Annotated in this window: 24 protein-coding genes; 4 read left to right on the top strand and 20 right to left on the bottom strand. The window is 66.8% G+C overall.

The window, feature by feature from the left end; genetic code table 11:
* The first annotated feature begins 119 nt into the window (after nucleotides 1-119).
* Together BMZ69_RS29755 and BMZ69_RS29750 are read left to right on the top strand one after the other, a co-directional pair.
* Nucleotides 120-542, top strand: a complete 423-nt coding sequence (locus BMZ69_RS29755) for an amidohydrolase family protein (RefSeq protein ID WP_175507043.1) — start codon at nucleotides 120-122, stop codon at nucleotides 540-542.
* 36 nt (nucleotides 543-578) lie between these two features.
* Complete coding sequence (locus BMZ69_RS29750) at nucleotides 579-779, top strand: hypothetical protein (RefSeq protein ID WP_092163634.1); 201 nt, start codon at nucleotides 579-581, stop codon at nucleotides 777-779.
* Nucleotides 780-784: 5 nt separating this feature from the next.
* On the opposite strand, the gene BMZ69_RS29745 is transcribed toward BMZ69_RS29750, so the two are convergent.
* The 6 genes from BMZ69_RS29745 to BMZ69_RS29720 are packed head-to-tail and all read right to left on the bottom strand — an operon-like array spanning nucleotide 785 to nucleotide 5,674.
* Complete coding sequence (locus tag BMZ69_RS29745; RefSeq protein WP_092163633.1) at nucleotides 785-1,510, bottom strand: amino acid ABC transporter ATP-binding protein; 726 nt, start codon at nucleotides 1,508-1,510, stop codon at nucleotides 785-787.
* 7 nt (nucleotides 1,511-1,517) lie between these two features.
* Nucleotides 1,518-2,228 carry an amino acid ABC transporter permease gene (locus BMZ69_RS29740; RefSeq protein WP_092163632.1) on the bottom strand — a complete coding sequence of 237 codons (711 nt, stop codon included), beginning with the start codon at nucleotides 2,226-2,228 and terminating at the stop codon, nucleotides 1,518-1,520.
* Entirely contained in the window at nucleotides 2,228-2,926 is a 699-nt protein-coding gene (locus BMZ69_RS29735) for an amino acid ABC transporter permease (protein ID WP_092163631.1), read from the bottom strand. The genes BMZ69_RS29740 and BMZ69_RS29735 overlap by 1 nt, the downstream gene beginning before the upstream one ends.
* A gap of 43 nt (nucleotides 2,927-2,969) precedes the next feature.
* Nucleotides 2,970-3,782 carry an ABC transporter substrate-binding protein gene (locus BMZ69_RS29730; protein ID WP_092163637.1) on the bottom strand — a complete coding sequence of 271 codons (813 nt, stop codon included), beginning with the start codon at nucleotides 3,780-3,782 and terminating at the stop codon, nucleotides 2,970-2,972.
* A gap of 15 nt (nucleotides 3,783-3,797) precedes the next feature.
* Nucleotides 3,798-5,018 carry an aspartate transaminase gene (locus tag BMZ69_RS29725; protein WP_210188123.1) on the bottom strand — a complete coding sequence of 407 codons (1,221 nt, stop codon included), beginning with the start codon at nucleotides 5,016-5,018 and terminating at the stop codon, nucleotides 3,798-3,800.
* Nucleotides 5,015-5,674 (bottom strand): RraA family protein, encoded by a 660-nt coding sequence (locus tag BMZ69_RS29720; protein WP_092163630.1) that lies wholly within the window; start codon nucleotides 5,672-5,674, stop codon nucleotides 5,015-5,017. Before BMZ69_RS29720 ends, BMZ69_RS29725 begins: the two co-directional genes overlap by 4 nt.
* 132 nt (nucleotides 5,675-5,806) lie before the next feature.
* Between BMZ69_RS29720 and BMZ69_RS29715 the strand changes: the two genes are divergently transcribed.
* A complete protein-coding gene (locus BMZ69_RS29715; RefSeq protein WP_175507042.1) occupies nucleotides 5,807-6,715 on the top strand; it encodes a LysR family transcriptional regulator in 909 nt (302 codons plus the stop codon).
* A 319-nt stretch (nucleotides 6,716-7,034) separates the two neighbouring features.
* Here the strand turns inward: BMZ69_RS29715 and BMZ69_RS29710 are convergent, their stop codons facing one another.
* Genes BMZ69_RS29710 through BMZ69_RS29670 form a run of 9 tightly spaced genes read right to left on the bottom strand, consistent with a single transcriptional unit; the run spans nucleotide 7,035 to nucleotide 15,181 of the window.
* Nucleotides 7,035-7,382 (bottom strand): RidA family protein, encoded by a 348-nt coding sequence (locus BMZ69_RS29710; RefSeq protein ID WP_092163628.1) that lies wholly within the window; start codon nucleotides 7,380-7,382, stop codon nucleotides 7,035-7,037.
* Between the two features lie 24 nt (nucleotides 7,383-7,406).
* A complete protein-coding gene (locus tag BMZ69_RS29705) occupies nucleotides 7,407-8,537 on the bottom strand; it encodes an NAD(P)/FAD-dependent oxidoreductase (protein ID WP_092163627.1) in 1,131 nt (376 codons plus the stop codon).
* Entirely contained in the window at nucleotides 8,534-9,994 is a 1,461-nt protein-coding gene (locus tag BMZ69_RS29700) for an FAD-dependent oxidoreductase (protein WP_092163626.1), read from the bottom strand. Before BMZ69_RS29700 ends, BMZ69_RS29705 begins: the two co-directional genes overlap by 4 nt.
* Complete coding sequence (locus BMZ69_RS29695; RefSeq protein ID WP_092163625.1) at nucleotides 9,991-10,299, bottom strand: (2Fe-2S)-binding protein; 309 nt, start codon at nucleotides 10,297-10,299, stop codon at nucleotides 9,991-9,993. Before BMZ69_RS29695 ends, BMZ69_RS29700 begins: the two co-directional genes overlap by 4 nt.
* The gene (locus BMZ69_RS29690; protein ID WP_092163624.1) at nucleotides 10,280-11,413 is read right to left on the bottom strand and encodes an NAD(P)/FAD-dependent oxidoreductase; all 1,134 of its coding nucleotides are present in this window, start codon (nucleotides 11,411-11,413) and stop codon (nucleotides 10,280-10,282) included. Before BMZ69_RS29690 ends, BMZ69_RS29695 begins: the two co-directional genes overlap by 20 nt.
* A 3-nt stretch (nucleotides 11,414-11,416) precedes the next feature.
* On the bottom strand, nucleotides 11,417-12,217 hold the full coding sequence (locus BMZ69_RS29685) for an ABC transporter permease (protein WP_092163623.1): 801 nt from the start codon (nucleotides 12,215-12,217) through the stop codon (nucleotides 11,417-11,419).
* A complete protein-coding gene (locus BMZ69_RS29680; protein ID WP_092163622.1) occupies nucleotides 12,214-13,080 on the bottom strand; it encodes an ABC transporter permease in 867 nt (288 codons plus the stop codon). The genes BMZ69_RS29685 and BMZ69_RS29680 overlap by 4 nt, the downstream gene beginning before the upstream one ends.
* Entirely contained in the window at nucleotides 13,077-14,120 is a 1,044-nt protein-coding gene (locus tag BMZ69_RS29675; RefSeq protein WP_092163621.1) for an ABC transporter ATP-binding protein, read from the bottom strand. Before BMZ69_RS29675 ends, BMZ69_RS29680 begins: the two co-directional genes overlap by 4 nt.
* A gap of 26 nt (nucleotides 14,121-14,146) precedes the next feature.
* Nucleotides 14,147-15,181: an ABC transporter substrate-binding protein gene (locus BMZ69_RS29670; RefSeq protein ID WP_092163620.1), complete on the bottom strand. Its 1,035-nt coding sequence runs from the start codon at nucleotides 15,179-15,181 to the stop codon at nucleotides 14,147-14,149.
* A 119-nt stretch (nucleotides 15,182-15,300) separates the two neighbouring features.
* Between BMZ69_RS29670 and BMZ69_RS29665 the strand changes: the two genes are divergently transcribed.
* Nucleotides 15,301-16,215 (top strand): LysR substrate-binding domain-containing protein, encoded by a 915-nt coding sequence (locus BMZ69_RS29665; protein WP_092163619.1) that lies wholly within the window; start codon nucleotides 15,301-15,303, stop codon nucleotides 16,213-16,215.
* A 172-nt stretch (nucleotides 16,216-16,387) separates the two neighbouring features.
* Here the strand turns inward: BMZ69_RS29665 and BMZ69_RS29660 are convergent, their stop codons facing one another.
* Genes BMZ69_RS29660 through BMZ69_RS29640 form a run of 5 tightly spaced genes read right to left on the bottom strand, consistent with a single transcriptional unit; the run spans nucleotide 16,388 to nucleotide 20,872 of the window.
* Nucleotides 16,388-17,506 (bottom strand): alpha/beta hydrolase, encoded by a 1,119-nt coding sequence (locus tag BMZ69_RS29660; RefSeq protein ID WP_175507041.1) that lies wholly within the window; start codon nucleotides 17,504-17,506, stop codon nucleotides 16,388-16,390.
* The gene (locus BMZ69_RS29655) at nucleotides 17,493-18,194 is read right to left on the bottom strand and encodes an ABC transporter ATP-binding protein (protein ID WP_092163617.1); all 702 of its coding nucleotides are present in this window, start codon (nucleotides 18,192-18,194) and stop codon (nucleotides 17,493-17,495) included. The genes BMZ69_RS29660 and BMZ69_RS29655 overlap by 14 nt, the downstream gene beginning before the upstream one ends.
* On the bottom strand, nucleotides 18,194-18,946 hold the full coding sequence (locus tag BMZ69_RS29650; RefSeq protein ID WP_092163616.1) for an ABC transporter ATP-binding protein: 753 nt from the start codon (nucleotides 18,944-18,946) through the stop codon (nucleotides 18,194-18,196). Before BMZ69_RS29650 ends, BMZ69_RS29655 begins: the two co-directional genes overlap by 1 nt.
* Nucleotides 18,943-19,965, bottom strand: a complete 1,023-nt coding sequence (locus BMZ69_RS29645) for a branched-chain amino acid ABC transporter permease (RefSeq protein ID WP_175507040.1) — start codon at nucleotides 19,963-19,965, stop codon at nucleotides 18,943-18,945. The genes BMZ69_RS29650 and BMZ69_RS29645 overlap by 4 nt, the downstream gene beginning before the upstream one ends.
* Nucleotides 19,958-20,872: a branched-chain amino acid ABC transporter permease gene (locus tag BMZ69_RS29640; protein WP_092163614.1), complete on the bottom strand. Its 915-nt coding sequence runs from the start codon at nucleotides 20,870-20,872 to the stop codon at nucleotides 19,958-19,960. Before BMZ69_RS29640 ends, BMZ69_RS29645 begins: the two co-directional genes overlap by 8 nt.
* Nucleotides 20,873-21,099: the final 227 nt, after the last annotated feature.

The following is a 21,099-nucleotide window of genomic DNA, read 5'->3' as shown; positions in this document are numbered from 1 at the left end:
CGACCCGCTACGACAAGCTCGCCAGGAACTATCTGGCCTCGCTCTGCCTCGCCGCTCTCGTCGCCTACTGGCTGCGTTGAGTCTCGACCATAGCGGAAAATGTCGATCGCCGAGACGATTTGGATCAGGAGCTTGATATCGTTAATGATATTAAAGTGCTTCAGATCAATCTAACAGAAACGCAACTCGCCGGTTCATCGCTGTCGAATCAGAATAATTACTACTATAATAATACAACTGCCTCGGTGCTCAGATGCGACGATCTGATCGGCTCGTTGGAGGCCGGCAAAGCGGCCGACATGGTCGTGCTCGACGGCAGCGGGCCGCACATGATGTCCTCCCAGCATCTGTCGAGCGAGCTGCTTCGCTATGCCTCACGGGCCGAGGTCAAGACGACGATCGTCGCCGGAAAAATCCTGTATTCCGACGGAGAGTTCCCGACGATCGACATCGACAGGCTGCGCGAGGAGGCCGCTGCCGGCGCCAGCTTCGTCAGCGACCTCGTCGCCGAGCGTCGCTACCGCCCGCTGCCCGCCTGGTAGCCCATCCGTGCGAGCCATGCGATCCTCGCCTCTCCGGTGACCGCCTGGCCGGCTTTGGGAGCTGCAATCTATCTTGCGGTCGTGCTGATCGGCCTGAATCTCAGGCCCTTCCTCGCCGGTGTGGCGCCCCTGGCTTCGGACATCCATGCGGCGACCGGCCTCAGCGACCGGGGCATGTCCCTGTTCGCCGGCCTGTCCATGGCCGCAATGGGCTTGTGCGCCAAATTCGGCTCCTGATGCACTCAGCCTCGGATGTTCCGCAAAAAGCTCGCCAGCCGCGGATAGGCTTCGGCATCCGCCAGTTCGGCCGGCCGTCCTCGCTCGATCACCTTGCCGGCCTCCATGAACCAGATCTCGTCGGCGACCTCGCGGGCGAAGCCGATCTCATGGGTGACGCAGATCATGGTCATGCCGCCCGCCGCGAGCCGCTTCATCGCGGCCAGCACCTCGCCCACCATTTCCGGGTCGAGTGCCGAGGTCGGCTCGTCGAACAACATCACCTCGGGATCCATCGCCAGGGAGCGGGCGATGGCGACGCGCTGCCTCTGCCCGCCCGAGAGCAGGCCCGGCATCTCGTTCGCCTTCTCCACCAGCCCGACGCGGGCGAGCTCTTCCATGGCGCGCTCGCGTGCCGCGGCCTTCGACAGGCCGCGCAATTTGGTCAGGCCGAGCGTGATGTTGCCGAGCGCGCTGAGATGCGGGAACAGGTTGTAGGCCTGGAAGACGAAGCCGACGCGCTGGCGCAGCCGGTTGATGTCGAGCCCGCGGCCGGCGATATCGGCGCCGTCGACCAGCACGCGCCCGCTTTGGATACGCTCCAGGCGCGTGACGGTGCGGATCAGGGTCGACTTGCCCGAGCCGGACGGGCCGACCAGCACCTTGACCTCGCCACGGCCGACCTCGCCGGAGACGTCGGCCAGCACCTGCAGCGGCCCGAACCATTTGTCGACGCTCTCGAAGCGGATCATGCTTGCCTCACGCCGCCACCACGATGCCGGGCGTGCCGCCACGGCCGGCCGAGATACGCCGCTCGATCAGGCGCGCCAGCGAGGTCAGCGCGAAGCAGAGCGCGAAATAGGTCAGCGCCAGGATGCCGTAGACCTCGAAAGGCTGGGTCAGCAGCACGTTGTTGACCTGGGCCGCCGCGAAGGTCAGCTCGTGCGCGCTGATCACATAGCCGAGGGAGGTCTCCTTGATGGTCGAGACGAACTGGCTGACCATGCTCGGCAGCATGTTGTGCAGCGCCTGCGGCAGCACGACCTTGATCGTCGTCGGCCAGTAGCGCAGGCCGAGCGAGGTCGCCGCCTCGGTCTGCCCCTTGGGCAGGCCCTCGATGCCGGCGCGGATGATCTCGGAGAGGTAGGCGGCCTCGTAGACGACGAGCGCGATCACCAATGTCTCGACCCCGCCGACCGCCCGGCCGATGATCAGCGGCGAGACGAAATAGGCCCAGAAGATGAACATGACCAGCGGCAGGCCGCGCACGGTGTGCACGATCGCGGTCGCCGGCAGGCGCAGACAGCGATAGGGGCTGAGGCGCGCCAGCGCCAGGCCGATCGCGAAGGGGAAACACAGCGCCAGCGAGATCGTGGCCATGAACAGCGTCATGGCAAGGCCGCCGATCGGCCCGTGCGGGTACTGCCCGATCAGGAAGAGCAGCCAGTTGTTCTGGAGTATCTCGAGCATCAGCGCGTCTCGAGCTTGAGGCGGGTACCGGACCAGCTGCCCAGCGCCATGATGGCAAAGGAGATGGCGAGATAGACTGCGGTCGCGACCGCGAAGGCCTCGAAGGTCTTGAAGGTGTAGCTGTCGACCTCGCGGGTTCGATAGGTCAGCTCGCCGACGCCGATCGCCATGGCGAGGCTGGTGTTCTTGAACAGCAGCAGCGTCTGGTTGATCAGCGGCGGCACGGATATGCGCAGCGCCTGCGGCAGCACGACATAGCCCATCGCGCCGAGATAGCCGAAGCCGATCGAGCGGGCCGCCTCGTATTGCGCCTTCGGGATCGAGCGGATGCCGCTGCGGATATCCTCGGCGACATAGGCCGCCGCAGCGAGGCCGAGCGCGATCGCCGCCAGCAGGAACTCGCCGTGATGGGCGTTGATCCACTGCCGGGCCGGGCGCGGCAGCAGCGAGGGCACGCCGAAATACCAGAGGAAGATCTGGACCAGCAGCGGGACGTTGCGGTGATACTCGACATAAAGCGCCACGAACCAGCCGAGCGGCCGGAACGGGATCATCCGGACGAGCGTCAGGATGATCCCCATCGCTATGGCGAGGCACCAGGCCACAACCGTCAGCGCCAGCGTGGTGGCGATGCCGATCAGGAACCAGTCGAGATATTTCCCGCTCAGCACGCTGCCGAGATCGAAGACGTAGCCCATCGACCGGCTCCCGATGCCCCGCTGTCAGATCAACCCTTGCAGATCAGCCCTTGATCTCTTCGATCGGATAGTCGCGCTTGATGTCGAAGGCCGTGCCCGGGCCGAACCATTTCGAGAAGGTCTTGTCGATCTCGCCCGAGCCGGTGGCCTTGGCGAGGGTCTCGTTGACCAGCGTCTTGAAGGCCGGCTCGCCCTTGCGCAAGCCGAGCCCCCAGGGTTCGACGAAGAGCGACTTCTCGATCACCACCATCGGCACCTTCGACTGCTTGGCGAGCTTCACCAGGATCAGCTCGGAGGCACAGAAGCCGTCGACCTTGTCCTGCGCCAGCGCCAGGAAGGCGGACGAGGTGTCCTGGAAGGTCACGGTCTCGGCCGTCGGGATCAGCCGGCGCACGCCCTGCTCGGAGGAGGAGCCCTTGATCGCGGTGATCTTCTTGCCGGCGAACCCTTCGGCGGTGGTGATGCCGGTTTCCTTGGTGGTCAGCAGCTTCTGCTGGCTGACGAAATAGGAATAGGAGAAGTCGATCTGCTGGGCGCGCTCGGGCGTATAGCCGAGATTGGCGGCGAGGATGTCGACCCGGCCCTGCAGCAGTTCGGGGATGCGGGCCTCGACGGCGATCGTCTTCAGTTCGAGCGGGACGCCGACCGCATCCGCGACCTTCTTGCAGATGTCGACGTCGTAGCCGACGATCTCGCGGGTCTGCGGGTGCTGGAAGGAGAACGGCTCGGAAGTGCCGAGCGTGCCGCAGATCAGCTTGCCGCGCGCCTTGATGTCAGCGAGTTGGTCCGCCCGGGCGACGCCGGAGAGGCCGGCTGCGAGAGCGGCCGCAAGGCCGAGAACCGAAAAGAGCTTCATCGTCATCCCCTGTTGTTATGATCGTTGCAGTGCATCGCAAGCCGTCCTGATGCGGGCGCAGGCGTCCTCGATCGCCCCGAGCGAGGTCGCGATCGACAGGCGCAGATAGGGCGAGAGCCCATAGGCCGAGCCGTCGAGGACGGCGACGCCGGCCTCCTCCAGGAAGTAGAGGGCGACATCGAGATCGCTCTCGAGCGCCCGCCCATCCGGCCGGCGCCTGCCGATCAGCCCGGCGCAGCTCGGATAGACATAGAAGGCGCCGTCGGGCTTGAGACAGCTCATCCCGTCGATGGCGTCGAGCAGCTCGACCGCACGGTCGCGCCGCCGGCGATAGGCGTTGCGCGCCTCGCCGACGAAGCTCTGGTCGCCCTCCAGCGCCGCAGCCGCGGCCGCCATGCACATCGAGGCGGCGCCCGAGGTCGTCTGCGACTGGATGACGTTGATCGCCTTGACCAGGGCTTTCGGCCCGGCGCCGTAGCCGATGCGGAAGCCGGTCATCGCATAGGTCTTGGAGACGCCGTTGACGAGCAAGGTGCGCTCGCGCAGCTCAGGCGCGATCGCGACCGGGCAGACCGGCTCGCCGCCATCGAAGCGGATATGCTCATAGATGTCGTCGGTCATCAGCGCGACATGGCGGTGGCGCTTCAGTATCTCGGTCAGCGCCGTCATCTCGGCGGCAGAGTAGAAGGCGCCTGTCGGGTTCGAGGGCGTGTTCAGGATCAGCCAGCGCGTGCGCGGCGTGATCGCGGCTTCGAGCGCCTCGGCAGTGAGCTTGAAGCCGGCATTCTCGCCGCAGACGGAGATCACCGGCGTGCCGTCGCAGGCCAGCACCATGTCGGGATAGGACACCCAATAGGGCGCGGGCACGATGACCTCGTCGCCCTCGCCGATCGTCGCCGCCAGCGCGTTGAAGATCACCTGCTTGGCGCCGCTACCGACCACGATCTCGTCGGCGGCATAGGTGACGCCGTTCTCGCGAGCGAACTTGGCGATGATCGCCTGTCGCAGGCGGGGCGTGCCGTTGACCGGCGCATAGCGCGTCTCGCCGGCGGCCATGGCGGCGGTCGTCGCGGCCTGGATATGGGCGGGCGTATCGAAATCGGGCTCGCCGGTGGTGAGGTCGATGATGTCGCGCCCCTGCGCCTGCAACTCCTGGGCGCGCAGGCGCGCCATCATGCTGGGCGAAGGCTTGATCCGGTTGACACGCGCGGAAAGCGGAATGGCCGCGATCGTCATGACGCGGCCTTTCCGGCGCCGATGTAGAACGTATCGACCTTGCCCTCGGCAATCGCGGCGAGCGCATTCGCCTCCCGCTCTTCCTGCTGGCGGACGAGATCGAGGAGTTCGGCCGCGTCGGCCCGGTCGAAGGCGACGACGCCGTCCGCATCGCCGACCACGACATCGCCCGGCATCACCACCATGCCGTCGATCGCGACCGGCACGTTGATCTCGCCCGGCCCGCTCTTGTATGGGCCGCGATGAGTCACACCGCGGGCGTAGCAGGGGAAGTCCGACTGCAGGAAAGCGTCGACATCGCGGATCGCGCCGTCGATGACGAAGCCGGCAACGCCCATCTTGCGCGCGCGGCTCATCATGATCTCGCCGACCAGCGCCTGGATCAGATCGCCGCCGCCATCGACGACGAGGACGTCGCCGGGACGCAGCAGCTCATAGGCGCGGTGCAGGGTCTGGTTGTCGCCGGGCCTGGTCTTGACCGTCACCGCCGTGCCGATCAGCCGGCCGGAGCGATGATAGGGCCGCAACGCTTTGGTCCCGTGCAGGCGGTTCATCACATCGGAGATGATCGAGACCGGAGCGGTCCGGAAGCCGTCGAGGACCGCCTCCGGGACGGCAGGGCTGTTCGGATTGATACGGTGGCCGATCAGCGGCATGGAATATTCCGTCCCAGGGAGCTTGGTTTCGGAAATTATGTGACATAGTGCTAATGACAGAAAGCGAATATATTTCTCGCTAGCCATCGCTTTTCTTCATCTCGAAAGATGATGGCGGGCGGGGAGAATGCGATGCCGGCGAGCCTGAGGCAGATAGAGGCCTTCTACTGGACCGCCAGGCTCGGCGGCTTCACCGAGGCGTCACGGCATCTCCACCTGGCGCAATCGACCGTGTCGAAGCGGATCATCGAGCTCGAAGCGGTGATCGGCGGGCCGCTCTTCGACCGCACGAGCCACGCTCTGCGTCTGACGCGGGCCGGCGAGGCCAGCCTGCCGATCGCGGCCGAGATGCTGGCGCTGGAACCGCGCTTCCGTGAGGCGGCAGGCGGCGCGGCGACCTTCTCGGGCCCGTTCCGCTTCGGCACGACCGAGCTCGTCGCCCTGACCTGGCTGCCCAAGTTGATCGTGGCGATGAAGCGCGATTATCCGAATGTCGTTCCGGTGCCGGAGGTCGCCGCCAGCGTCGACCTGTTCGGCAAGCTCGGCACCAACGAGCTCGATCTCGTCATCGGACTCGATCCACCGCAAGCGACCGAGTTGACCAGATTGCCGCTCGATGCGGTCCAGCTCGAATGGGTCTCGGCGCCGGGTTTCGGCCCTGAGGAGGAGACGATCCCGCTCGGAGAGATGGCGAAATACCCGATCCTGACCCAGACTCAAGGGTCCGGCCTGCAGAAGCTGGTACTGGACTGGGCGGTGGCGAACGGGCTCGACATCAACCGCGCCGTGCAATGCAACAGCCTGAACGTGCTCGCCGGGCTCGCGGCCGCCGGGCTGGGCGTCACCTTCCTGACCGCCAGCTATTTCGAGCCGGAGATCGGCCGCGGCCATCTGCGCGTCATCAGGACCGAGCCGCCGATCCCGCCGCTGCGCTATTACGCCGTGCACCGTAAGGACGATGTCTCGCCGCTGCCCGAGCGCGTCGCCGCCATTGCCCAGGAATCCTGCGATTTTACCGCCCGTAGCCTGCCGCGAGACTAGAGCATCGGACCGAAAAGTGGAATCCGCTTTTCGGAAGAAGGCGCGCGGCACACGTCTCGCCCTGGCCTCAACCCTGCCCGACACCAACCGCAGCTTCGGCGCGAAGGCGCCGATCGCCCCCGTCCGTCGCCTGAGCTGGTGGCGCTCCCATGGTGAACCTGGCGCATAGTGCCTCCTTCCACTCGATAGGCCAGGTTCAGAGGCATCGCGCCGCCCTCAGCCAGGGCGACCGAATCACGACTTCACACCCGCAGCAACGCCGACTTTTTCGACGATATCGGCCAGAAGCAGATGTCGGCGCTCAGCCCGAAAGTCAGCGTCAGGCGCGGGCCGCGGTGACGACCACTTCGATCATCGCGCCGCCACCGAGATCCGTGACGCCGACCGTGGCGCGCGTCGGCATGTCGTCGCCGAAGAAGCCCGTCCAGGCGGCGTCCATCTCCTTCTTCTGCGAGAGGTCGGTGACGAAGATCTGCGCGGCCACGATCGCCTTGCGATCGAGGCCGACCTCGCCGAGATAGCCCTCGATCTTGGCGAGGATGTTCTGGGTCTGCGGCCCCATTGACTGCGTCGTGTCGTCGGCGATGACGCCGCCGACGAAGACGAGGTTGCCGGTCTCGACGATGCGGTTCTGGATCGGCGTGCGGATGGAACGCTTGATGGCCATGGTGTTCTCCTGGGTCGAAAGGCGCTAAGGCGCCTGCTGAGTGAAACGGGCGATGCCGAGCCCGTCGATCGGCACGTTGCTCCGACCGGTGGCGATGATCTCCGCCATGACCGCGCCGGCGCCGGGGCCGAGCTGGAAGCCATGGGCCGAGAAGCCGAACTGGTGGTAGAGGCCCTCATACCTTGCGCTCGGCCCGAAGACCGGCAGGTCGTCGGGCATGCGCGCCTCGATGCCGGCCCAGGCCCTGACGATCGGGACGCCGCGCATGAGCGGGAATAGATCCCAGACCGTGCCGGCATTGGTGGCGAGCTTGCGCCAGTCGAGGACCGTGCGGTTCTCGTCGCGCAGCGCCCGGCCGCTATAGCCGCCGCCGATCAGCACCGTGCCGTTGCCGAACTGCTTGAACGAGAGCTTACGCCTCACCATGATCACGACCGGCTTGATGAAGGCCGGCAGCGGTGCGGTGATCATCAGCATCGGCGCGATCACCTCGAGCGGCACGGGCTCGCCGAGATCCGCCGCGATGCGATCGGCCCAGGCGCCGGCGGCGTTGACGAGGCGGGGGGCGAGGAAGTCACCGACATTGGTGGCGACGCGCCAAGTCTTCCCGTCCCGCGACACCTTCTCGACACGCACGCCCTCGCGGATGCTGGCACCCTGCTCCTGCGCCTTGCGCTTGAAGGCCTGTGTCGCGCGTAAGGGGATCGCCGCCCCATCCCGTCGCGAGATCACGCCGCCAGGGCAGCTCTCGGACACGGCCGGCACCAGCCGGCGCAGCTCCTTGCCGTCGATCAGCTCTTCGTGGTGGAAGCCGCGCAGCGTCAGGTCGTCGACCCGGGCCTTGCAGTTCGCCAGATCCTCTTCGGTCTCCGCGACGAGCACCTGGCCGTCCGAGGTGAAGCCGCAATCATCGTCGACCAGCTCGCCGATCCGGTGCCAGAGCGCCATCGAGACGTTGGAGAGCGGAATTTCCGCGACATGGCGTGCGAGCTGGCGGACACCGCCTGCATTGACGCCGGAAGCATGACGGCCGGCATGATCCTTCTCCAGCAGGATGACCGACGCGCCGCGCAGCGCACAGTGCAGCGCCGTCGAACAGCCATGGATGCCGCCGCCGATGACGATGACGTCGGCGCTGGTCGGCGCTGCGCTCACCGGACCACCGCCTTCACTGCGGCTTCGGTCTGCTGCAGGGCCGCGAGCTCGGCGAGCGTGACCGGCTTAACCGGCGGGCGCAGGCGGTAATAGCCGACCTCGGCTGGCGTGGTGCCATTCGCCTGCGCGATCAGTTCGACCACGGTCGGTCCGCAGAGGCGGCCCTGGCACGGCCCCATGCCGCAGCGCAGGAAGGCCTTCATCTGGTTGGGGCCGGTGACGCCGAGGCGGGTCGCGGTGTCGCGCACCTGGCCGGCCGTGACCTCCTCGCAGCGGCAGATGATCGTTTCGTCCTGCGGCGGGGCGAGGAACTGCGGCGCCGGCTTGTAGAGCAGATCGAGGAAGCGCCGGCCGCGCAATGCGCGCTCGAGCTCGCTCCGCAGCGGAGCGGCCTGCCGATCGCCCTCGGCCAAATCGATCTGGCCGAGCCGCCGCACTGCCCCGAGCGCCGCGATCTCGCCACGCAAAGCAGCACTTTCGGCGCCGCCGATGCCTGCGCCATCGCCGGCGATGGCGATGCCGGGCACGGACGAACCGAACCAGTTATCCAAGCGTGGCACCCAGCAGTGCTGCGCCTCGTCGAAATCATGCGCGCAGCCGGCGGCGTTGGACAGGTTCACGCTCGGGATCACGCCCTGATGCAGCAGTAGCGTATCGCAGGCGATAATCTCGGCAGCATCGCCGCGTGCAACGCGGGCCGAAGCCAGCCTGCCCTCGCCTTCCGCGGCAAGTCCGGTGACGCCGCCGACGAAACGCAGCGAGCGCCGCGCCTTGGCCATCAACCTCAGCCCCTTGGCGAGATAGGGCGAGCGCAGGAAATTCGGCAGCGCCCCAGCTGCTTTCAGCCAGTTGCCGCGCGGGGTGGTGTCGAGCACGGCGACGATCTCGGCTCCGGCCGCCGCGAGCTGGCCGGCGAGCAGATAGAGCAGCGGGCCGCAGCCGGCGAGCACGGTGCGGCCAGCCGGAACGATCGCGGCACTCTTCAAGGCGATCTGCGCCGCGCCGGCCGTCATCACCCCGGGCAAGGTCCAGCCGGGAATCGGGAAGGGCCGCTCCTGCGCGCCGGTCGTCAGGATGAGCTGCCTCGCGCCGATCAGCCGGGCGCGGCCATCCAGTGACAGGCCGATCTCGAAGGCCTCGCCCTCGGCTGCCGTTTCGTCCGGCCCGATCGACCAGAGCGTGCAGCGGGCGGCGTAGCCGGCCTGCGCGCGTTCGAAGCGCGCAACGATCTCCGCGCCGCGCCAGTAATCGGCGCCGAGCACCTCGCGATCGCCGACCGGCGTTGTCGTGATCGCGCGGTAGATTTGTCCGCCCGGCGCCGGGTTCTCGTCGACGAGCAGGACGCCGATGCCGAGTTCCGCCGCCCGCGCGGCGGCCGAGAGACCAGCCGGACCAGCCCCGACCACGACGAGGTCGTAGCTCTCTTCGAACTGGTCGATCGCAGTCACGGCTTTCATCCGAGCACCTCCTCGGCCTGGCGCCGACCATGCTGTGTCTCGATGCGCATGCCCTCGCGCAGCGGCACCAGGCAGCCCTGCCGGTTGCCGACGCCGTCGATGACGACGAGGCAGTCGAAGCAGACACCCATCAGGCAATAGGGAGCGCGCGGCGCGCCGGAGACCGGCGTCTCGCGGCAGATCGCGATGCCGTTCGCCAGCAGAGAGGCCGCGACCGTATCGCCCTCGCGCCCGGACAGCGGCCTTCCGTCGAAGGTGAAGCTGAGCCTGGTGCCGCCCCCAGCGTCACGCATGGACCGGAACATGGAACCTCCGTGCGGAAAAGCTCGCGACCGCTGCCGGCAGCTCGCCGGCGAGGATGGCGGGGGCGAGCGTCAGGACATGGTTTGCGGCGAGCGTCACGCCGGAATGGCAGGTGGCGACGAAAGCGCCGGGATGACTCTGCGACTGCTCGTAGATCGGGAAGCCATCCGGGCTCATCACGCGCAGTGCCGACCAGGTGCGCACCACATTGAGGCCGGCGAGCCGCGGAAAGGTGCGCACCGCGCGCTCGGCCATCACCGAGATCACCGGCTGGCCGACGATCGTGTCGAAGCCGCGATCCTCCTGGCTGTCGCCGATCATGATGCCGCCCTCGTCGGTCTGGCGGATCGTCCCCATCGGATGATGCAGGAACGGGGCGGTCTTCTCGGTGACGATGATCTGCCCCTTGCTCGGCCTCACCGGCGCCTTGAGCCCGACCATCGGCGCGAGCCGCGCATTGCCGAGCCCGGCGGCGAGCACGATCTTGCCGGCACCGACCTCGCCCCAGGCACCCGATACGCGAAAGCCTCCGTCACGAGGAGCGATCGTTGCGACCGCATGATTGGGCCGGTAGTCGACCCCGTGCCGCGCGCTCGCCTCGCGCAGGGCCCGGAACAGCTTGAGCGAGTTCACATGGCCGTCGAGCGGACTGTAGAGGGCGCCGACGACATCCTCGCCGATGTCGGGCAGGCGACGCTTGGTCTCGGCACGGTCGAGGATCTCGTAGGGAAAATCCGAAAGCCCCGGCTGATTGTGCAAACGACGCATCGCGGTGACGCGCTTCTCCAGCTCGGCCTCGGACAGGCAGGGTACGAAGCCGCCTGGCTGGCTGTGGGCGACGTCGATGCCGGCCTCCTCCTTCAGGATCGCCGCGAGCTCATGCCAGTCCTGCGCCGAGCAACGCGTCCAGAGGGCGTATTCCGGCAGGCCGAGGCCCTTGGACTGGACCCAAACCAGCGCGAAATTCCCGCGCGAGGCCCGGAACGCGACATCGCCCTCGTCCAGGACGATGACCTGCGCGCCCGAGCGGGCAAGGCCGAGCGCGATGGCGCCGCCGACCACTCCGCCGCCGATGACGACGACGTCGCCCTCGTTTCGATTGCCGTTGATGGTCATGAGTCAGCCCTTTCCGGATCCGACGAAAAGGCGGTCGAGCCCGTAGAGTCTGTCGAGGGCGAAGAGAAGCCCTGCCGTGAGCACGATGAGACAGGTGGAGACGGCCGCGATCAGCGGATCGATATTGTCCTGGATGTAGAGGAACATCCGTACGGGAAGCGTGGTGGTGGCCGGCGAGGCGATGAACACGGTCATCGTGACCTCGTCGAAGGAGTTGATCGCCGCGAGCAGCCAGCCCGAGACGACGCCCGGCAGGATCAGCGGCAGCGTCACTCGCCGGAACACCGTCATCGTGTCGGCTCCGAGCGAAATCGCTGCGTGCTCGATCCGGCGGTCGATGCCGTAGGAGGCGGCGAGCACAAGTCTCAATGCGAAGGGCAGGATGACGATGACATGGCTCAGCACCAGACCGGTGAAGGTGCCGGACAGGCCGATCTGCGAGAAGAAGCGCAGGAAGGCGATGCCGAGCACGACATGCGGCACCATCAGTGGCGACATGAACAGCGCGGTGATCGCCTCCCGGCCCGGGAAGCGATAGCGCGCGATGGCTAGCGCCGCCGGTACCGCGAGGGTGATCGCCATGGTCGAGGACAATGCTGCGAGCCAGAGCGAGGTGTAGAAGGCGCGCAGGAACTCCGGATAGTCGAAGATCGCCTTGAACCAGCGCAGGCTCGGGCCCCGTGTCGGCAGCGAGAGATAGCCCTCGGGCGTGAAGGCGACGATGCAGACGATCGCCAGCGGCGCCAGCATGAACACCACGAACAGGAGGTGGAAGAGAACCGCGAAGGAGCCGTTGCGTCTCATTCGAACACCTGTGCGTAGCGGCGCTCGATCAGCCGGTTCGAGCCGACGATGATGGCGACGAGCGCGACGAGCAGCAGCGTCGCGACCGCGGCGCCGAGCGGCCAGTTCAGCGTGTTGAGGAACTCGTCATAGGCCAGCGTCGCCGCGACCTTGAGCCGGCGCCCGCCGATGATCGCCGGCGAGGCGAAGGCGCTTGCAGCGAGAGCGAAGACGATGATCGCGCCCGAGAGGATGCCCGGCACGATCTGCGGCAGGATCACGCGCCGCCAGATCGTCCACCAGCCGGCGCCAAGCGACATCGCCGCATTCTCGATCTGCGGATCGAGGCGCTGCAGCGAAGCCCAGACCGCAAGGATCATGAACGGGATCAGGACATGCGTCAGCGCGATGACGACGCCGGTCTCGGTGAACATGAACTCCAGCGGCGAGCCGATCAGCCCGAGCGCCATCAATCCCTGGTTGACGAGGCCGGTCGAGCCGAGCAGCAACGCCCAGCCGAGCGTGCGCGCCACGACCGAAACGAGCAGCGGGCCGATGACCACGAGCATGCAGATGCTGCGCCAGGCCGGCGACATCCGGTTCAGGATATTGGCCTCCGGCACGCCGATCAGCGCCGTCGCGAGGGTCACCACGATCGCGATGCGAAAGGTGCGCAGGAAGACTTCGAAGAAATAGGAGTCGGTCGCGATCTCGACCCAGTTCTTCAGGGTGAAGGTCGGTACGATGCCCTTGTACTGCCCCCAGTCATAGAAGGAGAGCAGCGCGGTCATCCCGAGCGGGATGATGACGAGGCCGAGGAAGACGAGCAGCCCCGGCGCCGTCAGCCAATAGGGTGCGTTGCGTTCGCTGACGGCGAGGCTCATGACGCCGCTCCGTCCTTGAGGAGCGCAGCGTCGCCGGTGGCGAAGGACAGGCTCACGGCCTCGCCCTCGACCGGCACTGCAGTCCCGTCATTGCCGCGCATCACGATCAGCGGCCCGGCGGCGCTCTCGATACTGAGCAGCCAGTACGAGCCTTGGAAGACGCGGCCCTTGACCCGCCCGCCGAAACCGGCGGTACCGGCCGGCATGACGACGAGACGTTCCGGCCTGACCGCCAGCGTCAACGGGCCGGCGCCCGCGCCCTCGACCGCAACGGCGAAGCCGTCGATCGAGACCTGCCCGGTCCCGGTGCCTTGCCCCTTCAGCATGTTGGTCTTGCCGAGGAAGTTGGCGACGAAGGCGCTGCTCGGCCGCCCATAGACGGCATCGGGCGCGCCGATCTGCTCGACGCGGCCCTGGTTCATCAGCACGATGCGGTCGGACAGCGCCATTGCCTCGTGCTGGTCGTGGGTCACCAGGATGGTCGTGGTGCCGATCGTGCGCTGAATCTGGCGCAGTTCGCCCTGCATCTCCTCGCGCAGCTTGGCGTCGAGATTGGAGAGCGGTTCGTCGAGCAGCAGCAGCGCGGGCTTGATGACCAGCGCGCGGGCCAAAGCGACACGCTGCTGCTGGCCGCCCGACATGCGCCGCGGATAGCGATCGGCGAAGCCCTTCAGCCCGACGAGTGCCATCGCCTCCAGAGTGCGCTTCTCGCGTTCGTCCCTGGCGATGCCGCGCATCTCGAGGCCGAAGGCGATGTTCTCGGCCACGGTCATGTGCGGAAACAGCGCATAGCTCTGGAAGACGATGCCGAGGCCGCGCCGGTTGGGGGCGACGGCGGCAAGATCGCCGCCGTCGAGCAGGATGCGTCCGCGATCGACCGGCACGAAGCCTGCGATCATCTGCAGCGTCGTGGTCTTGCCACAGCCGGAGGGGCCGAGCAGCGAGACGAACTCGCCGCGCTCGACGGCGAGGTCGAGCCCCTCCACCGCCGTGACGGCGCCATAGGACTTGCCCAGTCCTTCGAGGACGAGATGCGACATGGCTCTGACCCGATCGACCAACGCGCTCAGCGCTCGATCTCGCGGTTCCAGCGCCGCGTCCATTCCTCGCGCTTGTCGTTGGCGACATCCCAGTCGACCGCCTTCAGCGCCTTGACCTGTTCGCCATAGGGCAGGCCCTTCTGCTGTTCGGGCGTCAGCGTGACCTTGGTGTTGGCCGGGCCTGAGCCGCCGCCGACCGCCATGATCACCTGCACCGGCGGGGTCAGCATGTATTGCAGGAAGGCATTGGCCTCGGCGGTGTTTTTCGAACCTTCGACCGGGCAGCCGGCGATGCCGAGCGCATAGCCGCCCTCCTTCGGGTAGACGAACTCGGCCGGGAAGCCCGTGTCGGCGAAAGCCTTGACGCGGCCCGATCCCCAGACGCCGACCACCGCCTGGCCGTTCTGGAAGAGCTCGGTCATCTTGGCCGGTGATGGCTCATAGGCCAGGACGTTGGCGTTGACTTCGTCCTTGATCGTCTTGAAGCCCGGCTCGATCTTGCTTTCCCCGCCGCCGCCGAGCTGCGCGAAGGCGATCAGCGCATGCAGGCCGTAGGTGTTGTTGATCGGCGGGATCACCAGCTTCTTGCGGAACTTCGGGTCCTTGAGGTCGGCCCACGAGGCCGGGGCCGGCCACTTGTTCTCGTCGAAAACCTTCTTGTTGTAGAACAGCCCGGTCGCGACCATGCCGAGGCCGACCGCCTTGTTCGACTTGAACTTCATCACCGGGGCGACGTCGGCATAGATGGCTGCGTCCGCCAGCGTGCCGCAAAAACCGAGCGAGACGGCCTGATAGGCCGGACCGTCATCGACGATGATGACGTCGATCTGCTGGTTGCCCTTCTGCGCCTGCAATTTGGCGAGAGTGTCGGTCGAATTTCCCGCGACATACTCGACCTTGACGTTCGCCTGCTTCTCGAAGGCCGGGATGACATCCTTGCGCATGACCTGCTCATAGGAGCCGCCATAGCCGGCGACGTAGAGCGTCTTCTGCTGAGCGAATGCAGCGGTCCCGGCGAGAGCGGTACTGGCGACGAGCGCAAATGTGATGGTCGATTTCATGGCTTCCCCTCCTCGTTTTCGAGTGATGCGCCAAGGTCGGGGCAAGTTTCGAACTGGTCAAATCGAATGATTCGCGCAATTCATACCGAAATGTTATGTTTCTGGCGGGGACGGGAACGATGCTCAATCCACGCCAGATCGAGGCTTTCCGAACGGTGATCGTGACCGGGGGGGTGACGGCCGCCGCTCAGGCCCTGCACATCAGCCAGCCGGCGGTGACGCGCCTGATCCATGACCTGCAATATTCACTCGGCCTGAAACTGTTCGCGAAGCGCGGCACGCGGCTCGTGCCGACCAGCGAGGCCTTGTCGCTCTACCGCGAGGTTGAACGCCAGTTCGTCGGACTGGAGCGCATCGAAAGGGCGGCGAAGAACCTGCGCGAAGGACAGTCCGGGCGGCTGAGGATCGCGGCGCTACCGACCTTCAATGTCGGGTTCCTGCCGCGTATCCTCGGCCGCTTCATGCTGGACAGGCCAGGGCTGGAGACGGCCATCTATGGCAGCATCTCCTCGCAGGTGGTCGAATGGGTCGCCAGCGGCTTTTGCGATGTCGGCTTTGCGCAGGGCCCGCTCGATTTCCCCAATATCGAGGTCGACATGCTGACGCCCGTGCCGGGTGCCGCGGTCCTGCCCGAAGGCCATCGCCTGGCGGAGAAATCCGTGTTGGAGCCGGAGGATTTTATCGGAGAACCTTTCGTTTCGCTCGAGCAGACCACGCCGATGCGGTACCGTATCGACGCAATTTTCTCGTCTGCCGGCATCACGCGGCAGACGCGCGTGGAAACGCCGCTCTCGATGATCGCCTGCGGGCTCGTCGCCGCCGGAGCGGGCGTGGCGATCGTCGACCCGTTCACTGCCTTCGAGTTCAGCGGCCGCGGCGTCGTGGTGCGGCCGTTCCGGCCCGCCGTCCTCTACGAGATCGGCGTGGTCTGGGCGAGCGGCCGGTTCCGGTCCGCTCTCGCGCTCGACTTTGCCGACGAAATGCGCGCAGCCGTTGCCGAGCGGGCCGACGACAACGCCGCTTCTGAGGTTTGACCTTCACAAATGGCGAGATTGCTCTCTGTAGGGTCCAAAGCGCCGATCCCATTGAAACAGTCGGCGTTGTCGGAGGTGTGACGTCCTGATTCAGTCGTCCTGGCGGAGGGCGGCGCGATGATGGGCGGGTAACGGGTGGCGCAGGAGGCGCTGTTCCACGAGTGGCAGCTCGTCATCGGCTCTTCATCGTCCGCAGGGACAAGTCGAGCAGCGCGCCGCCATTCAGTCCATCGAGCATGCTGAAGTGATGGCCAGGGCAGATCAGCGGCGCCGGCGCCTGCCAGGCCGTGGCCAGCGTCGCCGATTGCCGCTTGAACGCCTCGCTTTCGCCTTCGCCGACCGCAAAGGCGAGGCGGGTGCCGGTGGGCTGCGGCCGGCCGAGCGGGCTGAGGCGCGTCGCACGCTCGACATCGTCGAGACCGAGCAGCCGCCCGATCGGCAGATGGCCGAGCGGCTTGAGATCGTAGAGGCCGGAGAGCAGCAGCGCCGAGGCAACCGACGGCGACGCAGGGTCGCACAGCGCCATCGCGGCCAGATGGCCGCCGGCGGAGTGGCCACTGATGTGCAGCTCGGCAGGATCGAGCCCGAGTTCATCGGCTTCGCGGACGAGGAAGTTCAGCGCTGCGACGGTCTGGCCGATGCTCGCTTCGAGCGGTGTATCCGGTGCCAGCCCGTAATTCGGCTGGGCGACCGCGAAGCCGGCATCGAGCAGCCCCTGCGAGAACTGCGCGTGCTGGAGCTTGTCGGAGGCCTGCCAGTAGCCGCCATGGATGAAGACGAAGATCGGAGCGCGCCGCACACCAGCTGGGCGATAAAGGTCGAGCGTCTCGAAGCGGCCTGGGCCATAGGCGAGGTCGAGCCCGGTATGGCCGGCGCGGAAGGCCGCCCCTTCGCGGCTCCATTGCCGAAACAGCGCGGTCATGTCGGCCTGCAGGCGCGGGCTGTACTGCCGGCCGAGCTCGCGCAGCGGATAACCGTCGACCTCAATGTCCGGCAGCGGCTGCGGCGGTGCGAAACGGGCGCGGACCGTCAGGCCAGCTTCGGTTCCGGGCCGCAGCCGGATCGGCGGCCGGAAGCCGGCGAAGACCTCGCGATAGGCCAATTCGACTGTATAGCGCGAGAGATGGAACGCGGCGGGGTTGGAGCTCTCCCACGCCATGCCAGTCAGGTGATGTGGGCCGCAGCCGGCGGCAACCAGGCCGACGAGGATGTCGCTCAGCGTGTCGCGCAGGGCCTCGACGGGGTCGGCCGCGAGGCTGCGCGCGACGATCTCGTTCTCAGACGCCGACATAGCGATGCACCAGTTCCGCATTGGCCGCGAGATCGCTGCTGGAGCCCGACCAGACCGTGCGCCCCTTCTCGATGATGTAGTGCCGGTCGGCGAGGCGCTTGAGCACGGCAATGTTCTTGTCGATCAGCAGGATCGACTGGCCCTGCGCCTTCAGCGCCTCGATGCAGCGCCAGATCTCGGCGCGGATCACCGGCGCCAGCCCCTCGGTCGCCTCGTCGAGGATGAGGAGCTTCGGATTGGTCATCAGCGCCCGGCCGACCGCGAGCATCTGCTGCTCGCCGCCCGAGAGCGTGCGGGCCGACTGTCCCGCGCGCTCCTCAAGGCGCGGGAACAGGGAGTAAACCCTTTCCAACGTCCAGGGCGAGGAGCGCCCGAGCCGGTTCGCGGCGGTGGCGACGAGGTTCTCGCGCACGGTGAGCGTCGGGAAGACCTGCCGCCCCTCCGGCACGAGCCCGATGCCGCAGCGGGCGATCGCCTCCGGCGTGTTGCCCTTGAGCTTGCGGCCGTCGAAACTGATCTCGCCGCCCTTGGGTGATAACAGCCCCATCAACGAGCGCACCGTCGTGGTCTTGCCCATGCCATTGCGGCCGAGCAGCGTGACGACCTCGCCCTCGCCGATGTCGAGGCCGACATCGAACAGGACCTGGCTGGCGCCATACGCCGACTGGAGGTTGCGCACGCTCAGCATCAGGCGTCTCCCTCGCCGAGATAAGCGGTGCGCACGTCGGGATTGTCGCGGATCTCCTGCGCCGTGCCGGTGGCGATGATGCGGCCATAGACCAGCACCGAGATCCGGTCGGCCAGCGCGAAGACGGCGTCCATGTCGTGCTCGACCAGCAGCATGGTGACGCGGCCCTTCAAGCCGGAGAGCATCGCGACCATCTGCTCGCTCTCGGCATGGCCTAAGCCCGCCATCGGCTCGTCGAGCAGGAGCAGGCGCGGCTCGCAGGCGAGCGCGATGGCGAATTCGAGCTGCTTCTGCTCGCCATGCGAGAGATCGGCGACCTTGACCTCGGCGCGATGGGCGAGGCCGGCGGTGGTCAGATGCTCGCGGGCGCGCTGGCGCAGGCCCTTGTCTCGGCGGGCATCGGCAAGGAAGCGGAAGCTGTGACCCTGCCGCGCCTGTACGGCGAGCGCGACATTGTCGAGCATGCTGAAATCGGGCAGCAGCTGGTTGATCTGGAAGGTGCGGGCGAGACCGCGCTGGACGCGCTGCGGTGTCGCCAGCGCATCGATCGGCTCGCCCTCCAGCCTGATCTCGCCTTCGTCATGGCTGAGCTCGCCGAAAAGCTGGGTCAATAGCGTGGTCTTGCCGGCGCCGTTGGGGCCGATCAGCGCGTGGATCTCGCCCTCGACCACGTCGAGATCGACATTGTCGGTGGCGATCAGCCCGCCGAAGCGCTTGCGCAGGCCGCGGACACTGAGAAGCGGCTGGCTCATCGCTCGCTCCTGCCGATTCCGAGACGGCTGAACAGCCCGTTGAGCCCGCCTTGCGTGAACAGGACGACGAGCAGCAGAATCGGCCCGAGGACGAGCTGCCAGTGTTCGGTCCAGGAGGTCAGCACGGTCTCGAGGATGACGAGAGCGGCGGCGCCGAAGAGCGGGCCGAGCAGGGTGCCGACGCCGCCGAGGATGACCATGATCATCAGCTCGCCCGACTTGGTCCAGTGCAGCATGTCCGGGCTGACGAAGCGCAGATAATTCGCCATCAGCGCCCCGGCGAGGCCGGTGCCCATGCCGGAGATGACGAAGGCGGCGAGCTTATAGCGATAGGGCGCGATCCCGATCGCCGCCATGCGCCGCTCGTTCTGGCGGATACCGGCCAGCACCATGCCGAAGCGCGAGCCGACGATGCGCCAGAGCACCAGGAAGACCAGCGCGGCGACGGCAAGGCAGATGAAATAGAAGGTGATGTCGTCGCGGGTGTTGAGGCCGAAGAGCTCGTTGCGGCGCCGGATCGTCATGCCGTCATCGCCGCCATAGGCTTTCAGCGAAACGAACAGGAAGAACAGCATCTGCGCGAAGGCGAGCGTGATCATGATGAACTGCACGCCGCTGGTGCGCAGGGACAGCGCGCCGATCAGCAAAGCGAGCAGCCCACCGACGAGGATCGCGGCCGGCAGCGTGATCAGCAGCTGGCTCGTGCCCGGGATCAGGCCGAGGAAGAGGCTGTCGTCGACGTAATTGCGGTAGAGGATGCCGACGACATAGCCGCCGACGCCGAAGAAGGCGGCGTGGCCGAACGAGACCATCCCGCCGAAACCGAGCGCGAGGTTGAGGCTGGCGGCGGCGATCGCGTAGATCAGCACGCGGGTCGCCAGCGGCACCAGCGCCGGCTGGCCGAGCGCCTGGACGAGGAAGGGCAGCGCGATCAGCCCGAGCGCCAGCGCGAGCAGCATCAGTGCACGGCCGGTGCTCGGCGCGGGGGAGCCGGTGTGGGTGATGGCGTCCTCAGACATTGGCGGGGAAGAGTCCCTTGGGCCGCACCAGCAGCACCACGGCCATCAGCATGTAGATGCCCATCGAGGCGAGGCCGGCACCGAGCGCATCGGCCTCCGAGCCGGCCATGACCTGGCGCAGCAGGCCGGGCAGGAAGGCACGCAGCACCGTATCGACGAGGCCGACGAGCAGCGCGCCGAAGAAGGCGCCGCGGATCGAGCCGACGCCGCCGATCACCACGACGACGAAGGTCATGATCAGGATCTGCTCTCCCATGCCGACCTGGACGGCAAGGATCGGCCCGGCCATCAACCCGGCAAGGCCGGCGAGCAGGGCGCCTAACCCGAAGACGGCGGTGTAGAGCAGGCGGATGTCGACGCCGAGCGCGCGGACCATCTCGCGATGCGTCGCGCCGGCCCGGACCAGCATGCCGATGCGGGTGCGATTGATCAGGAGGTAAAGCCCGAGCGCGACGAGAAGGCCGACGGCGATGATGATCAGCCGGTATATCGGATAGGTCAGCCCCGGCAGCAGCTGGACCGAGCCATTGAGCACGGATGGCACCGAGACGAAGAGCGGCTGGCGCCCGAACAAAAGGGTCACGCTCTGATTGAAGATCAGTATCAGCGCGAAGGTCGCCAGCACCTGGTCGAGATGGTCGCGGGCATAGAGCCGGCGCAGCACGAAGAGCTCCATCGCCATGCCAACCAGGGCTGCCGCCGCAAGCCCCGCAATGATGGCGATGATGACCGAGCCGGTCTGCGCCGCGGCGAAGGCCGCCGCATAGGCGCCGACCATGTAGAGCGAGCCATGGGCGAGGTTGATCACACCCATGATGCCGAAGATCAGCGTCAGCCCGGCCGCGAGCAGGAACAGCATCACGCCGAACTGCAGGCCGTTGAGCAATTGTTCGAGAACGAGGGTCATGGTTGCGGGAACCGGACAGCCCCGACAAGGGCGCGGGGAACCCTCTCCTGTAAGGAGAGGGCAGGGTGAGGTGTAGGCCGTTTGACCAGTGACGCGAGTGGCGTGATTGGGTTCAGGCTCATGATGTCTCTCCCGAACACCTTGTAACTCTCATTTTGCCTCATCTGCTATACCAGCGGTTGCGGTGGCAGGTGGAAGACCGACAGCCCTGAGGGACACCAAGCCCG

The sequence above is a fragment of the Allobosea sp. CRIB-10 genome, assembly GCF_900112185.1.
Taxonomy (GTDB): domain Bacteria; phylum Pseudomonadota; class Alphaproteobacteria; order Rhizobiales; family Beijerinckiaceae; genus Allobosea.
The sequence above is the reverse complement of the archived record's forward strand: the minus strand, read 5'-3'. Positions and strand labels throughout refer to the sequence as shown.